Origin of the sequence: Streptomyces sp. NPDC002773 (genome assembly GCF_040295605.1) — a bacterium.
Classification (GTDB): domain Bacteria; phylum Actinomycetota; class Actinomycetes; order Streptomycetales; family Streptomycetaceae; genus Streptomyces.
Map to the genome: position 1 here is coordinate 23,566 of NZ_JBEOVO010000020.1, position 15,241 is coordinate 38,806.

Annotated in this window: 14 protein-coding genes; all 14 read right to left on the bottom strand. The window is 72.0% G+C overall.

Features of this window, described 5'->3' with window-relative positions; all coding sequences use genetic code 11:
• Positions 1 to 38: 38 nt before the first annotated feature.
• The 14 genes from ABT034_RS23060 to ABT034_RS23125 all read right to left on the bottom strand — a co-directional run bounded on the left by ABT034_RS23060 (position 39) and on the right by ABT034_RS23125 (position 15,085).
• Positions 39 to 2,807, bottom strand: a complete 2,769-nt coding sequence (locus ABT034_RS23060; protein WP_351218093.1) for a helix-turn-helix transcriptional regulator — start codon at positions 2,805 to 2,807, stop codon at positions 39 to 41.
• The gene (locus ABT034_RS23065; RefSeq protein ID WP_351218095.1) at positions 2,804 to 3,691 is read right to left on the bottom strand and encodes a carbohydrate ABC transporter permease; all 888 of its coding nucleotides are present in this window, start codon (positions 3,689 to 3,691) and stop codon (positions 2,804 to 2,806) included. Before ABT034_RS23065 ends, ABT034_RS23060 begins: the two co-directional genes overlap by 4 nt.
• Complete coding sequence (locus ABT034_RS23070; RefSeq protein WP_351218097.1) at positions 3,688 to 4,653, bottom strand: carbohydrate ABC transporter permease; 966 nt, start codon at positions 4,651 to 4,653, stop codon at positions 3,688 to 3,690. The genes ABT034_RS23065 and ABT034_RS23070 overlap by 4 nt, the downstream gene beginning before the upstream one ends.
• A complete protein-coding gene (locus tag ABT034_RS23075; RefSeq protein WP_351218099.1) occupies positions 4,653 to 5,984 on the bottom strand; it encodes an ABC transporter substrate-binding protein in 1,332 nt (443 codons plus the stop codon). Before ABT034_RS23075 ends, ABT034_RS23070 begins: the two co-directional genes overlap by 1 nt.
• 103 nt (positions 5,985 to 6,087) lie before the next feature.
• Positions 6,088 to 6,813, bottom strand: a complete 726-nt coding sequence (locus ABT034_RS23080; RefSeq protein WP_351218101.1) for an alpha/beta fold hydrolase — start codon at positions 6,811 to 6,813, stop codon at positions 6,088 to 6,090.
• A gap of 99 nt (positions 6,814 to 6,912) precedes the next feature.
• Positions 6,913 to 7,227, bottom strand: coding sequence for a GNAT family N-acetyltransferase (locus tag ABT034_RS23085; protein ID WP_351218103.1), 315 nt, complete (start codon positions 7,225 to 7,227; stop codon positions 6,913 to 6,915).
• 45 nt (positions 7,228 to 7,272) lie between these two features.
• The gene (locus ABT034_RS23090) at positions 7,273 to 8,010 is read right to left on the bottom strand and encodes a GPR1/FUN34/YaaH family transporter (protein ID WP_351218105.1); all 738 of its coding nucleotides are present in this window, start codon (positions 8,008 to 8,010) and stop codon (positions 7,273 to 7,275) included.
• Between the two features lie 16 nt (positions 8,011 to 8,026).
• Positions 8,027 to 9,913 carry an amidohydrolase gene (locus tag ABT034_RS23095; RefSeq protein ID WP_351218107.1) on the bottom strand — a complete coding sequence of 629 codons (1,887 nt, stop codon included), beginning with the start codon at positions 9,911 to 9,913 and terminating at the stop codon, positions 8,027 to 8,029.
• Positions 9,910 to 10,863, bottom strand: coding sequence for an alpha/beta hydrolase (locus ABT034_RS23100; protein ID WP_351218109.1), 954 nt, complete (start codon positions 10,861 to 10,863; stop codon positions 9,910 to 9,912). Before ABT034_RS23100 ends, ABT034_RS23095 begins: the two co-directional genes overlap by 4 nt.
• A gap of 42 nt (positions 10,864 to 10,905) precedes the next feature.
• Positions 10,906 to 11,745: an alpha/beta fold hydrolase gene (locus ABT034_RS23105; protein ID WP_351218111.1), complete on the bottom strand. Its 840-nt coding sequence runs from the start codon at positions 11,743 to 11,745 to the stop codon at positions 10,906 to 10,908.
• A gap of 72 nt (positions 11,746 to 11,817) precedes the next feature.
• On the bottom strand, positions 11,818 to 13,242 hold the full coding sequence (locus ABT034_RS23110) for a dihydrolipoyl dehydrogenase family protein (protein ID WP_351218113.1): 1,425 nt from the start codon (positions 13,240 to 13,242) through the stop codon (positions 11,818 to 11,820).
• Positions 13,242 to 13,820, bottom strand: a complete 579-nt coding sequence (locus ABT034_RS23115; RefSeq protein ID WP_351218115.1) for a Dps family protein — start codon at positions 13,818 to 13,820, stop codon at positions 13,242 to 13,244. The genes ABT034_RS23110 and ABT034_RS23115 overlap by 1 nt, the downstream gene beginning before the upstream one ends.
• Positions 13,821 to 13,910: 90 nt before the next feature.
• Entirely contained in the window at positions 13,911 to 14,417 is a 507-nt protein-coding gene (locus tag ABT034_RS23120) for a DoxX family protein (RefSeq protein ID WP_351218117.1), read from the bottom strand.
• A 5-nt stretch (positions 14,418 to 14,422) separates the two neighbouring features.
• On the bottom strand, positions 14,423 to 15,085 hold the full coding sequence (locus tag ABT034_RS23125; protein WP_351218119.1) for a hydrolase: 663 nt from the start codon (positions 15,083 to 15,085) through the stop codon (positions 14,423 to 14,425).
• Positions 15,086 to 15,241: the final 156 nt, after the last annotated feature.

The window sequence follows — 15,241 nt, forward strand, 5'->3', positions numbered from 1 at the left end:
ACCGCGCACCACACCTTGCACGGGGGCGCAGAGGTCACTCAGCCGCCGGTGACTGTTCCGGCGTCGCCCTCCGCGAGCACGATCCGGGCCAGGTGGACCCTTGAGCGCACCGAGAGCTTGCGGAAGATCGACGCCAGATGGGTGTTGACCGTGTGCGGGGAGACGACGAGGGCCTCCGCGGCCGACCGATTGGTGTGGCCCGCGGCGATCAGCCGGGCCACCTTGCGTTCCGAGGCCGTGAGCGCGTCCCAGCCCTGGCCGGGGCGCGGCCGGAGGCCTCCGGTGCGTCGGCCGGAGCGGCTCGTGGCCCGTTCCAGATCGGCCCGCACCTGGTCTGCCTCGGCGTCGGCCCCGGCCTGGGCGTAGATGTCGTGCGCCCTGGTCAGGGCAGGTGTCGCAGCGGGGTCGCCGACCGCGAGAAGAGCGCGCCCGAGGTCGGCGGACGCGGCGGCGAGGAGCAGCGGCCGGGGGCCGGTGAGGAGGACGCGGACCGATCGCTCCAGGAGTCCGTGATCGGCGTGCAGCAGGCCGGCCGCGTGGGCGGCCGTCCCCTGTGCGGTCGGCACGGAAGGGTTGCGGGCGGCGTGCTCTGCCGCCTGGGCCGCGAGGTCCTCGGCCAGGTCCCGGTCCCCGCCGCGCAGGGCGATCCGCACGGCCTGAACGACATGGGGGCGCAGGAGCCGCCATCGGAGGAAGGGATGGTCTCGCTGCACGGATCGGACCAGTTCGGCCGCTGCCGCGTGGTCTCCGTCGGCGTCGGCGACGACGGCCTCGACGTACTGGTGGGTGGCGTGGTTGCCCGTGTTCGGTCGCTCGGCCACGGTCGCCCGCACGACGTCCAGGTGTCCCCGCACGGCTTCGCGGTCGCCGCGCAGCATCGCGAGGAGGCCGCGGTTGACGCGGACGTTGACCAGGTTGCTGGGCACGTGGAGGTCCGCTTCGAGCCGCTCGGCGGTGACGAAGTCGGCGTCCGCGTCGTCGAGCCGGCCGAGCCCCATGTTCAGGGTGCCCTGGGCCCAGATCAGCATGGCGGGGCGCAGGGGAGCGTCGCCCGCCGTCCGGAGCAGTCGCCGGACGGTGTCGAAGTCGTCCATGTGGATCCGGGCGACGGCCTCCTCGGGCAGGAAGGCCGTGTCGAACACGCTGAGCGCCGTGTGGTGTTCGACGGCGGCGGCGCAGTCGCCCGCGTTGAGGGCGATCTCGCCGAGGCCCCACAGCGCGAGGACACGTGCCTCCCGGTCACCGGACCGCTCCGCCTCGGCGAGCGCCCGTTCGCCGGTCTCGCGAGCAGCCCCGAGGTCGCTCCCGCGGGACCGGGCGAGGGCCTGCCGGGCGGTGAGCCGGGCGCGGATCGTCGGGTCGGTGACAGCTGCCAGTGCTGCCGTCGAGCGGCGGGTCAGCTCGTGGACGTCGTCGAGGTGCCACAGCGTGTCGCCGAGTACGGACTGCAGACGGGCGAAGACGTCCAGGGGCGGCTGCCGGGCGAGCAGCGTGTCGCCGATATCCCGCGCCTGGGTGTACCGGCCCGCGCGGGTCAGCGCGACGATGGCCCGTTCTCCCACGTCGAACACCATGGGCGCGTGGGGCGGTACGAGTTCCAGGGCGCGTACGGCCAGGTCGGCGGCGAGGTCGGGCATCACGGCGATCACGTCCGCGGCGGCCGTTCCGAGCAGCCCGATCGCCTCCTGGTCGCCGGGTTCGGCGCTCTTCAGCAGATGCGGGACCGCGTCGGTGGAGCTCCGGCCCGCCGCGACGAGCCGGCTCGCGGCCTCACGGTGGAGCGCTCGGCGTACGGAGGGGGCGAGATCGGCGTACACCGCCTGACGGAGCAGGTCGTGGCGGAACAGGAGGCGTTCGCCGTCGTCGTGGAGCAGGGCGGCGGCGATCGCCTCGTCCACTTCGGCGCTGAGTCCGGAGGCGGGCCGGCCGCACAGGGCGGCGGCGTCCGCGAGCGAGAACGCGCGGCCGAGGACCGAGCCGATCCGGAGGAAGTGGAGAGTGTCCGGCCGGAGATCGGCCAGCCGGTCGCGTACACCGAGGACCAGCCGCTCCGGCGGCTCCGGCGCGTCCGCGCCCGACGCCGCGATGCCCGTGAGCGTCTCGGCCGCGAGGAAGGGGTTGCCTCCCGCCCCGTCGAGAAGTTCCGCGACCCGCGCCGGCACGTTCCCGCCGAGGACGTCCCGTGCCAGCTCGGCCAGGGCCGTGTCGGACAGCGGGCGGAGGGGGAGGGTCGTCGTCCGCGGCCCCTGCCCGTACAGCTCCGGGTCCTCTCTGCCCGTGAGCAGCCAGAGGACCGGGGAGCTGAGCAGCCGTGCCGGCATGACACTCAGGGCGAACCGGCTCAGCGGGTCGGCCCATTGGACGTCGTCGACCGCGATCAGCACGGGCGTGCCCGCCGAGCGTTCCTCGATCAGCTGGGCCAGCCGTTCGACGAGCCAGATGCGCTGGTCGTGGTGGCCCGCGAGGTCTGCGAAGTCCGTGCTGGACAGCAGCGGCGGGTCACCGTGGAGGAGGCCGGAGGCCAGTGAGGCGAGCGGAGCCAGCTCGTGCAGTTCCTCGGCACGTCCATGGCTGACGACGAACCCCTGGGCCCGCGCGAACGAGACGGTCTCCCGCAGCAGCACGGTCTTCCCGATCCCGGGCTCGCCCAGGAGCAGCGCGATCGCGCCTCCCTCGCCGTCGTGCACCGCATCGACCAGGGCGCGCAGCCGCTCCAGCTCGGCTTCGCGGCCCCGCAGCCCGGGCCGGCTCAGGGCCGCGCTCCCGGGCACCGCCATGCCTTCTCCCTCGGGCCGGTCGGGGCTCATCCCTTGACCGATCCGGCGAGCAGTCCCCGTGCGAAGTGCCGCCGGAGGGAGAAGAAGACGAGCAGCGGGACGAACGCCGCCACGAAGGCTCCTGCGGTGAGCCGCTGCCACTCGTTGCCGTACGTCCCGGCCAGGCTCGCCAGTCTGACCGTCATCGGCGCGGTCTCGGCCGTCCCGCCCGACAGGGTCAGTGCCACGAGGAGGTCGTTCCACACCCAGATGAACTGGATGATCGCGAAGGAGACCAGGGCCGGGCGGGCCAGCGGCAGCACGATCCGGAGCAGCAGCGCCCCGTGCGACGCGCCGTCGACGCGGGCGGCCTCGATCAGGTCCCGGGGCAGCCCCGCCAGGAAGTTGTGCAGGAGGAACACCGCGAAGGGCAGCGCGAAGACCGTGTGGGCGAGCCAGACCTGGCCGAACCGCGCGGGACCGGTGAGGTTCCACGCGGGCAGGAACAGCCAGCCCTGGGAGAACAGCTTCAGGAGCGGGACGAGCGCCATCTGGAGCGGCACGACTTGGAGCGCGAAGATGCCGACGACGAGGGCGTCCCGCCCCCTGAAGTCGATCCAGGCCAGGGCGTACGCCGCGAAGAACGCCAGCACGAGCGGGAACAGCACCGAGGGAAGGGTGATGACGACGGAGTTGACGAAGTGCTCCGCGAGCCGCCCCGACCCGTTTCCGCCGCCGGACAGCACCTCGCCGTAGTTGTCGAGCGTGAGATGCGGCGTACCGAACACGGTCCACCAGCCCGTCGTCTTGATCTCCTCCTCGGGGCGGAACGAGGAGAGCAGGAGGCCGAGGGTCGGTGTCGTCCAGAGGACCGCGATCACCACGGCTACCGACGTGAAGGCGCGGGAGGCCAGACGCTCCCGGACGCCGTTCACACCGCCCTCCGCTGTGCTCGGACCTGGTGGGCGACGAAGGGGGTCACGAGGACGAAGAGGAGCACGGCGAGCGCCGCGCCGCGGCCCGTCTCGCCGTAGCGGAAGGCCTGGTCGTACATCTCGTGGGCGAGGACGCCCGTGTCGAACTGTCCGCCGGTCATGGTCTTGACGATGTCGAAGGCCTTGAAGGTGCCGATCGTCTGGGCGAGGACGACGACGAGCAGGGTGGGCCTGATCGACGGCATGGTGATCTGCCAGAAGATCTGCAGGGGGGACGCGCCGTCGAGTCGGGCCGCCTCGGTCAGCTCTCCGGGAACGGCCCTGATCGCGCCGGCCAGCAGGACGGCCGCGAAGCCCGCCTGCGTCCACACCATCACCACGATGAGGAACAGGACGTTCCAGGGAGAGTCCACGAGCCACTGCCTCGGTTCACCGCCGAAGGCGACGACGAGCTGGTTCAGCAGCCCGATCTGCCCGGCCTCCGCGGGGCGGTAGGCGTAGACGAACCTCCAGACGACACCCGCGCCGACGAAGGAGATCGCCATCGGCATCAGGACGAGGGACAGCGCGAACGCTCTGAACCGCGACCGTACGACGGCCGCCGCGTAGAGCAGACCGACGGAGGTCGCAAGGAGCGGCACGAGCACCACCCACGCCAGGGTGTTGCGCAGCGCCACCATCGCCCGGGGGTCGGTGACCATCCACACGTAGTTGTCGAAGCCGGCCCACGCGTCTCCCCCGCTGTCGGTGAACGACAGGGCCAGGGTGCGCAGACCGGGCAGGAGGAGACCGACCGTGAGCAGCAGCAGCGCGGGGGCCAGCAGGAGCAGGGCCGCGGCCCTTCTCCGAACCGGCCCTCGGTGCAGCGCAAGCAGGATCAGGGAGACCACCGCCGCGAAGGCGGCGACGCCCTGGAGCAGGTACAGCAGCTTGGGCTGCTGGGCGACGGCGTCGAACGACATCAGTGGCTCGGCCAGGACCGTTCGACGGAGTCGGCGACCTGACGGGTGCTCGCGCCGCCGATCCAGTCGACGGCTCCCTTCCAGAACGTCCCGGCGCCGACCGACGCGGGCATCAGGTCCGAACCGTCGAACCTGAACTGCGTCCTGGGATCCTGGAGCAGCTGGATCGAGAGCCTGTCGACCGGGGTGGCGGCATTCGCCGGATCCACGCCCTTGTTCGCCGAGACGAACGGGCCCTTCTTCATACGCGCGTTCGCGAAGCCCGCAGAGGCCAGATACTCCTGGAAGGCCCGCACTTCGGGACGGTCGGCGAACGCCGCGGTGAACACTCCACCGCCCAGTACGGGGCGGTTGGCCGGTTCGGCCCCCGGCAGGAGGAAGGCGTGGACGTCCTTGTCCGGTCCGATCTCGGTGCCCTTCGGCCACATGTCGGCATAGAACGAGGCCTGGCGGTGCATCGCACAGTCGCCGGAGAGAATCGGTGTGCCGGCCTCCTGGAAGGAGATCGACGCCATCGAACGGGCCGGGCCGAAACCGCCGTTGGCGTACCGGTCGTTCTTGAGGACGGACCCCACGGTGTCCATGGCCTTGATCACCCGCGGGTCGTTGAACGGGATCGTGTGTGCGACCCACTGGTCGTAGACGCCCGTGCCCTGCTGACGCAGCAGGACGTCCTCGATCCAGTCCGTCACAGGCCAGCCGGTCGCCTCGGCGGACTCGATGCCCGCGCACCACGGCTTGACGCCCGACGCCGCGACCTTCTCCGTCACGGCCATCAGCTCGGACCACGTACGGGGAATGCTCAGTCCCCTCTCGCGGAAGAACTTCGGCGAGTACCAGACGAACGACTTCACGTTCGCGACCAGCGGCGTGCCGTAGAGGGTGCCGTTCACGGTCGCGTAGCTGTTCCAGTCCGCCGACCAGCCCTGCTTCGCGAGGGCCACGACCCCGGCGCTCGCGGGCTTGAGCTCGCCCGCCCGCGCAAAGCGTTCCAGGAGCCCGGGCTGCGGGAAGAACGCCACGTCAGGCACACTCCCGCCGTCGACCCGGAGCTGGATCCGGGCCTCGAACTCCCCGTCCCCCTCGTAGTGGACGTCGATTCCCGTGCAGTCCGCGAAGTCCGCCCAGGTCTCTTCGAACAGGTCGGCCTCCCGGTCCCGGTTCTCCGCGTAGACGGTGACCTTGGTACCAGGGTGCTTGCCGTACCTGGCGTACGGCCCGCAGTCCGCAGCGGTGTGCGACTGCGGACCACCGTCCTGCGGAACACCGCAGGCGGTGGCAAGGGCGGCGAGGGTGATGACGGCGAGCGCGAGCCTCGCGCCGAACCTCATGGGCGTATCTCCTCCGATCGCCCGCCGAAGTGTTCTCGGGGGCGGTCAGAAGCTATCAGCGCCCGAATAAAATCGACTAATCGTTCGATCTCGAACGATCGGGTCAGTAGGTGGTGGACCGGGCCGCGTCCTGGATCAGCTCCACCACGGCCTTGGGCCGGGCGAGCATGACCAGGTGGGAGGAGTCGACCTCGACGGTGGTCATGCCTGCGCGCTCGTAGCCGTAGCGCTCCACATCGGGGTTGATCGTGCGGTCGGAGGAGGCGACCAGGCCCCACGAGGGCTTGGTCTTCCAGGCCGCGACAGGCGCCGCCTCCGAGAAGGCCCGTGCGGCCAGGGGGCGCTGGGAGACGGCGAGCACCGCGGCGAGGTCGGGGTCGACGTCCGCCGCGAAGAGGGCGGGGAACTTCTCGATCTCCACCGAGACGTCGGTGCCGGTCTCGGTGGAGCCGGCCACGGGGAAGGGTGTGTAGACGAGCGCGTCGGCGAGGCCGGAGTCGGGGAAGCGGCCCTGCAGCTCGCCGAGGCTCTCGCCCTCTTCCAAGGCGTATCCGGCCAGGTAGACCAGCGCGCGGACGTTGTCCTCCGTGCCGGCGAGGGTGATGACGGCGCCGCCGTAGGAGTGTCCGACCAGGATCACGGGGCCTTCGACGGCGCGGATCACCGAGGCGATGTAGGCGGCGTCGTCGACGAGGCCGCGATTGGGCACCGCCGGGGCCACCACTTCCATGCCGGCGGCGGTCAGTTCGGGGATGACGCGGGCGAAGCTGGAGGCGTCGGCGAAGGCGCCGTGGACCAGGACGACGGTGGGGCGGGCGTGTCGGGACATGGGGGAACTCCTCGGTACGTGACGGGGATGGGACTGGGCTGGGACTGGGGCTGGGGCTGGGGCTGGGGCTGGGGCTGGGGGAGATGGATGCGCGGTGCTTCACAGGCCGAAGCGGGCACGCCTCGCCTCGGGCACCAGATCGGTGTACTCGGGGTGCTTGCCGATCCAGCCCCGGATGAAGGGGCAGTACGGCAGGACGCGCAGCGCACGGGCCCGGGCGTCGTCGAGCGCTCCCCTGGCGAGGAGACCGCCCAAGCCCTGGCCGGCGAACCGGCTGTCGATCTCGGTGTGGAGGAAGGCGATCTCGCCCTCCGAGAGGTGGTACTCGGCGAAGCCCGCGGTCTCGGTGCCGTCGTCGCCGGCGAGGATCTCGTACCGGGACCTCTGGGGCCGGTCCGTCACCTGCGGTTCCATGGGTGCTCCTGTGCGGTCGTGGTGGGACGGGGTGGGTGGGCGCGGTCAGAGCGTGCGGCGCACGCCCGCCTGGCGTTCCAGGTTGCGGAGCTGGACGGCCAGGTCGCCTTCCACGGCGAGGTGCGCGGGGCCGCTGCGGCCGATGGGCAGGACCTGCTCGCTGCGCATGTCCTCGAGCATCAGCGCGAAGGCCGTGTACATCGCGACGAGCGCCACCAGGAGGCCGAGCGCCCCGGACGTGCGGGTGAGCCATTCGGCGCCGGTGATGCCCCCGAGACCGGTGGCCGCCCAACGAGGCAGGGAGACCGCGAGGACGAGCCACAGCGCGCGCTTGGGCCGGGTCACGGCGGTCATCAGGGCCCCGAAGCAGAGGAGCGCCAGATTGAAGACGCCGAGGACCTGAAGGCCGTCGGCCGCGCCGCTGAGCATGATGAGCGAGTAGGGCAGCCAGCTGCCGGCGAAGACCGCCATCAGCGTCGCCGCGATCACGTCGCGGGCGCCGAAGGCCAGGAAACTCACCAGGAGTTGGAGGATGAAGGCCGGCAGCACGGTGTAGGCGACGGCGGCACGGGCCGCCTCGTCGAGGAGCCCGAGCTGGAGGCAGCCCGTCATCACGGAGGCGATGGCTATCGTGAAGAAGCCGAGCGGCATGGGTGAGGCGATGGGGCGCAGGTTGATCCGCGTCATCGACCGGAGGTCCGGTTCGAAACGGCGTCCCGGGAGCGCGTCCGGCGAGGTCGCCGGAGTGTCGCCGCTGCCGGCGGCGGGGGAGGCTGCGGACATCGGGTGAATCTCTCTTTCAGTGCTCGAAGCAGGGATCGACGAAGGACGGCGTCGTGTCGGGGACGGAGCCGCGGGCGACGCGCCAGCGGCGGTGCTGCTCGGACTCGGCGACGGCCTCGGCCACGGCCGATGCCTGGCGGGCGCCGCTCTGGTAGCCGCCGAAGTGGGCCACGGGGCTCCACTCCGGGGTGACCGGCGGGGCGGCCTCGTCGAGACCCTCGTACTCGACGGAGGCGTAGACGATGCGGCCGCCGACGACGGTGAGGACGGACTCGATGTCGGGAATGACGTCCTCGGGCACGGTCAGGAAGTCGTCGGAGAGGATCGCGAGGTCGCCGTAGCAGCCCGCTCGAAGGGTTCCCTTGACGTCCTGCTCGCCGGTGAGCCGTGCTCCGCCCCGGGTGTAGAGGCCGAGGGCGGTCTCCCGGTCGATCAGGTTCCCGGCCGGGTAGAGGGCCGTGCCGCCGACGGTGCGCCCGGTGACCAGCCAGTGGAGAGCGACCCAGGGGTTGTACGAGGAGACGCGGGTGGCGTCGGTTCCGGCGGCGACGGTCAGGCCCCGGTCGAGCATGGCCCGGACCGGCGGGGTGTGGGCGGCGGCCTCGGCGCCGTAGCGGTCGAGGAAGGCGGTGCCCTGGAAGGACATCCGGTTCTGCACGGACAGTGCGCCGCCGAGGGCCGCGATCCGTTCCAGGCTCCCGGCCGAGACGGTCTCGGCGTGATCGAAGAGCCAGCGGTTGCCGCCGGGGAAGAGCCCTTCCGCCGCGAGCTTCTCGAAGACGGCCAGGTCACGGCGGATCGTCTCGTCGTAGGTCGCGTGGAGCCTGAAGCCCCAGCCGTTCTCGAGGAGAAGACGGACGGCGCTCTCGAATTCGGTCTCGTAGCCGGCGGCGAGTTCGGGCCGGGGTTCGGAGAAGTTCTCGAAGTCGGCGGCGGCCCAGGTCAGGTTCTCGCCCGCGCCGTTGAGCCGGAGCCACTCGTCCCCGTCCCCGGGCTTGACCATCTCGGTCCACCGCTTCAGGTCGGCGAGCTCCTGACCGGCCGTCTGCGGGAACAGGTGATACGCGATCCGGAGGGTCAGCTCCCCCGACCTGGCGAGGTCGACGACCGTGGCGTAGTTGTCGGGGAAGTTCTGGAACCCGCCGGCGGCGTCGACCGCGGACGTCAGTCCGAAGCGGTTCAGCTCGCGCAGGAAGTGGCGCGTCGACGTCCGCTTGTCGGCCTCGTCCAAGGCCGGCGCCTTGGCCAGGGTCGAGTACAGGATGAGGGCGCTCGGGGCGGCGAGGAGGACACCATTGGGTTCTCCGTCCCGACCGCGTACGATCTGCCCGCCGCGCGGGTCGGGGGTTTCCCGGGTGAATCCGGCGGCCTTGACGGCGGCCCGGTTCATCAGCGCCGACTGGTACAGGTGAAGGACGAACACCGGGGTGTCGGGCGCGGCGGCGTTCAGCTCGGCGACGGTCGGCATCCTGCGTTCGGCGAACTGTTCGGCGGTCCAGCCGCCCACGACGCGGATCCACTGCCCCTTGGGGGTGCGACCGGCCTGCTCGCGCAGCATGGCCAGGGCGTGGCGCAGACTGCGCACCCCGTCCCAGCGCAGCTCCAGTACGTAGTTCAGGCCGCCCCGGATGACATGGAGGTGCGAGTCGTTGAGGCCGGGTATCACCCTGCGGCCGAGGGCGTCGACGACCTTGGTCCCCTGCCCGACGAGGTGGGCGAGGTCGTGGTCGTCGCCGAGGGCCGCGACCCGACCGTCGCGGATCGCGACGGCGCGGGCCTCGGGCCGGTCGGGGTCACCGGTGAAGACCTTGGCGTTACGGACGAGGAGGTCGGCGTGCTCGTGCTCCCGACGCGGGGCGGGGACGAGACCCGCCACCGGCATGCTCGTCGCCGGCCCGGTCATGCGAGAGCCTTGCGCAGGGTGTCGGTGGCGAGACCGATGGCGAGTTCCGCGGCCCGCGTCTCGCGCAGTGCGTTCAGCAGGACGAAGTCGTGGATGGCCCCCTGGACGCGAAGGGCGGTGACGGGGACGCCAGCGGCACGGAGCTTCGCCGCGTACGCCTCGCCCTCGTCGCGCAGGACGTCGGCCTCGGCAGTGATGACCAGGGCGGGCGGCAGGCCGGTGAGCTGTTCGGTGGTGGCGCGCAGCGGAGAGGCGGTGATCTGGGCCCGCTCGGCCTCGGCGGTCGTGTACTGGTCCCAGAACCACTTCATGGCGTCGCGGCGCAGGAAGTAGCCCTCGGCGAAGGCGTGGTACGAGTCGGTGTCGAAGCTCGAGTCGGTGACCGGGTAGAAGAGAACCTGCTGGAGGAACATGACGTCGCCGCGCTGCTTGGCCATGAGGGTGAGGGCGGCGCTCATGTTGCCGCCGACCGAGTCGCCCGCGACGGCGATCCGCGTGCCGTCGAGGTCCTTGTGGTGGCCCTCGCGGGCGATCCACTGGGCGACGCTGTAGTTCTGCTCGATGGCGACGGGGTAGCGGGCCTCCGGCGAGAGGTCGTACTCGGGGAAGACGACGGCCGCCCCGGTGCCGACGGCGAGTTCGCGGACGAGCCGGTCGTGGGTTCGGGCGTTGCCGAAGACCCAGCCGGCGCCGTGGATGTAGAGGATGACCGGGAGCGGGCCGGTCGCGCCGCGGGGGCGGACGATCCGGGCGCGGACGTCGCCGGTGGGACCGCCGTGGACGGTGACCCATTCCTCGTCGACGGCGGGCAGGGGGACGCCCTCACCGCTCTGGACGCCGTCCACGGCCTTACGGCCGTCCGTCACGGGGATCTGGTAGAGGTACGGCGGTTGGGCGGTGGCGTCGGCGAAAGCCTGGGCGGCGGGTTCGAGGACCGGACGGTTCTTCATGAGGGGTTCTCCTTCAGGGGGTGTACGGGACGGGGCGGGGCGTCAGCGGGTCGCCCGCGCGGCTGCGAGGATCACGTGGGTGACCACAGCGGGGCGGGAGACGGCCACGGCGTGCGACGCGTCCACTTCGGTGATGTGCGAACCGGCGCGCCGGGCCATCCACCGCTCGGCGGCCGGCGGGATGTTCCTGTCGGAGGTGGCGATCAGCGCCCAGGACGGGATCGTCTTCCAGGCCGCTTCCCCGGCCTTCTCCTCCAGCGCGGCGGTGGCGACCGGGCGCTGGGTCGCGGCCATGACCGCCGCTTCGGCGGCGGGCACGTCGGCGGCGAACTGCCCGTGGAACCTGGCCCGTTCGATGACGAGTTCGGTGCCGGTGCCACCTCCGGGCAGCGGGTACGACCGCGGGTTCACCGTCTCGCCGAGGGTGGAGCCGGGGAACTTGGCGGCGAGCTGGGCCGCGCTCTCGCCCTTGTCCGGGGTGAACGCGGCGATGTAGACGAGAGCCTTCACACGGCTGTCGCCGAGCGCGGCTCCACTGATGACGGCGCCGCCGTAGGAGTGGCCGACCAGGACGACGGGTCCCTCGACGGCGGCCAGCACGCTGCGCAGGTAGGCGGTGTCCGCGGCGAGACCGCGCAGCGGGTTGGCGGGGGCCAGGACGGGGTAGCCGGCGTGCTGCAGCCGTCTGATCGTGCCGTTCCAGCTGGAGGCGTCGGCGAACGCCCCGTGGACCAGGACGATCGTGGGCTTGGGTCCGTGCCGGTCGGCGCCGGCGGCGGCCGGGCCGCTCGCGGGTGCGGCGGGTGCGGCGGGTGCGGCGCCCATCAGGGCGGCCAGCGTGGCAGGCAGGGCGAGGGCGAGGGTGCGTCTCTTGGGGTGCATGGGGGTTTCCTTGTCAGGTGGTGAAGCATTCGGGGGCGGGCGGGGGGCGCGGCGGTCGGGCGGGGCTTCGCCTCAGAGGCGGTACGCCTCAAGGAGGCGCAGCCAGACCTCGCTCACCGTCGGGAAGGCGGGCACGGCGTGCCACAGGCGTTCGAGCGGGATCTCTCCCACGATGGCGACGGTGGCCGTGTGGATGAGTTCGGTAGCCATCGGGCCCGTGAGCGTGCAGCCGACGACGACTCCCCGCGTCTCGTCGACGACGAGCTTGGCGCGACCGCGGTAGTCGTCCGCGTACAGCGCGGCTCCCGCGACGTCGTCGATGCGGTACTCCACCGCCCGTACCGCGAAACCCGCTTCGCGTGCCGCGCGTTCCGTGAGACCGACGCTCGCGACCTCGGGACGGGTGAAGACGGCCTGCGGGACGGCGATGTGGTCGGCCTCCGCGCTCCACGGCTGCCGGCCGCCGGTGACGGCCGGGCGCCCTGCTGCCCGCTCGGCGATCGCCGCCGCGCAGGCACGGGCCTGGTACTTGGCCATGTGGGTCAGCGGCGCACGGTGATTCACGTCGCCGACGGCGTAGAGCCATGCGCCCTCGACCGCGGTGACCAGACAGGTGTCGTCGACCGGGAGCCAGTCGCCTGCCGGCAGTCCGACGGAGTCCAGGCCGAGGTCTGCGGTGCGCGGTCGACGGCCGACGGCGGCGAGGACCTCGTCGCAGACGAGGGCGGTGCCGTCGTCCGTGTTCACGGTCACCGTGCGGGTGTCGGCGTCACGGGCGACCCGGACGGCCGACACACCGAAGCGGATCGTGACGCCCAGATCGCTCAGCCCCCGGGCGACCTCTTCGCCGGCACACGGCTCCCAATCGGTCAGAAGGGCCTGGTCACGGACCAGCAGAGTGACGGAGGAGCCGAGCGAGCGCCACGCGGTGGCCATCTCACAGGCCACCACTCCCCCGCCGATGACGACGAGCCGCTCGGGCACGGCGTCGGCCGTGGTGGCCTGCCGGCTGGTCCACACTCCGATCCGGTCGAGCCCTTCGACCGGCGGAAGGGCGGGCTCCGTGCCGGTGCAGACCACGACCGCTCGCCGGGCCCGCAGGGTACGGACCGTGCCGTCGACCCCGGTCACCTCCACCCGGCGCTCACCGGCGAGCCGTCCGTGCCCCCGTACGAGCGCGATGCCCGCACCGTCGAGCCAGTCGGCCTGGCCGGTGTCGTCACCGCGCCCGGTGAAACGGTCACGCCGGGCCAGGACGCGGGCCGGGTCGAGTGCCGCCGTGACCGCCTGCCGGGCCCCGTCGACCGACCGGGCCGCCGCACGGGCGGCGCCGGGTCGCAGCAGGGCCTTGCTCGGCACGCAGGCACGGTAGGAGCACTCGCCGCCGACCGCCTCGGCCTCGACGACGACGGCGGTCAGCCCCGACCCGACGGCGCGGCCGGCGGCGACTTCGCCGGCCGGACCCCCGCCGACCACGACGACGTCGTACGAGTCCATCAGCCGCGTACCAGCGGGGTGTCCACGAGGTGCTCGGCCAGGAACCACGCCTGTGCCTCGCCGGTGCGGATGACTTCGGAGACGAGCAGGTCGGCGCTGCCCTCGTCGCCCTCGCCCGAGATCCGGGCGGCGGCGTCCCGCGCGTCGATCAGGATCCGCTCGTGCGCGTCGAGGAGCCGCGACAGCATGACGGGCACCGGCTCGACGCCGTCCGGCGGCCGGGGTATCGCCGTCAGCTCCGCGACGTGGCGCGGGTCTCCGACCGCGACGCCGCCGAGGCTCTGGATCCGCTCGGCCAACGCGTCCACGATGGCCAGTTGGGCCTCCGCGTGCTTGTCCAACATGAGGTGGAGCGAGTAGAAGGTCGCCCCGCGCATGAGCCAGTGGTGCTTCTTGTAGAGGGAGTAGAGGATCTGCGTGTCGGCGAGTACGCGGTTCAGCCGCTGGCAGGCGTACATGCGGGTGTCGTGACCGAGGCCGATCGGCAGCTGCTTGAGCGTGCCGAACGTCTGGGTCTCGGCGCCCTTCTGGTGCAGCAGCGGCTGACCGCCGCCGTGCGGGGTCGTGAGCGTGTCCATCGGGTGCTCCTGTTCGGGAGAGAGGGTGGGATGGCCCGGCCGCCCGGTCAGGGGTACGCGGGCGGCCGGACCGGTCTGCGCGGCTCGCGCTCAGCGATCGGCGATCGCCGGGGCGGCGGGCCGGTGGAGGACGAGCCGGGTGAGCAGTCCACTGCCGAGACCGGCCACGAGCGCGAGGGCCGCCCACCACAGCGGGTACGGCGTGAGGCCGAGGGCCGCGTCGAGGGACCATGCGCCGGGTCCGGTGGCGGCGAGGGCGGCGGCGGTGCCGATGAGGACGAGCGGGTACTCGTAGCCGTCGTTCTGCACCCAGAGGCCGTTGTGCCATTTCACGGTGAGGGCGACGGTCATGACCCCGATGGCCCCGGTGGCGGCGAGCGGGGTCAGAAGGCCGACGGCGAGCAGCAGACCCGATCCGATCTGGCCACCGCCCGCCGCCAGTGCGGTGAGGGCTCCGCCGCGGAATCCGTCGGCGCGGAACTCCTCCGTGCCGCCGTCGAGTCCCCTGCCGCCGAGGTGTGAGCTGATCTTCTGCACCCCGTGGCCGGCGACGAGCAGGCCCACCAGCAGACGCAGGATCAGAATGCCGGTGTCCAAGGAGGTCAGCCCGCCGCGTGCGCGCCGATGACGCTCTGCGCGTACACGACACCGAGGCCGTACGCGCCCGCGTGGGCCTTGACGATCTCCATGACCGCGCCGTACGACTCCTGGCGCGCCCAGTCGCGCTGCAGCTCCAGGAGCACCTGCACCCAGGTCACCGGCACCGCGCCGGCCGCGATCATCCGCTGGAGCGCGTGCTCGTGGGCGGCCGGGCTGACGCCGCCGGAAGCGTCGGAGACGACGTACACCTCGTATCCCTGCTCCAGCGCGGAGAGCGCGGGCAGCACGAGGCAGACCTCGGTCCACAGGCCGGACAGGATGATCTTCTTGCGCCCGGTCGCCTTGACCGCCGCCACGAGCGCCTCGTCCTCCCAGGCGTTCATCGTCGTGCGGTCGATCACCTCGTTCTTGGGGAAGACCTCGGCGAGCTGCGGCAGCAGGGGCCCGGAGAACGACTCGGCGGCGACCGTGGTCAGGACGGCGGGCACGTCGAACGCCTGAGCCGCCTTGGCAAGACCCACGGTGCTGTTGATGATCGCGGCGCGATCGCCGCTCCCGGTGCCGAAGAACATCTGCGGCTGGTGGTCCACGAACAGCATGACCGAGTTGTCGGGCGTGAGCAGATCCTTGCTCGGGGCGGCCTGCACCTTGGTGATGTCGAACATGAGGGGTCCTCTCGAAGCAGTCGTTGACGTGCCCGCCACCTCCGCGGCTCGGCACTTCTTCAAGCTACGAGCGACCCGACCGACCGCGTTGACCTCCTGCGCCCAGGGGTTGGCACGACGGCGCACAACCGGTCAAGGACCGAAGGCTCCCCGGAC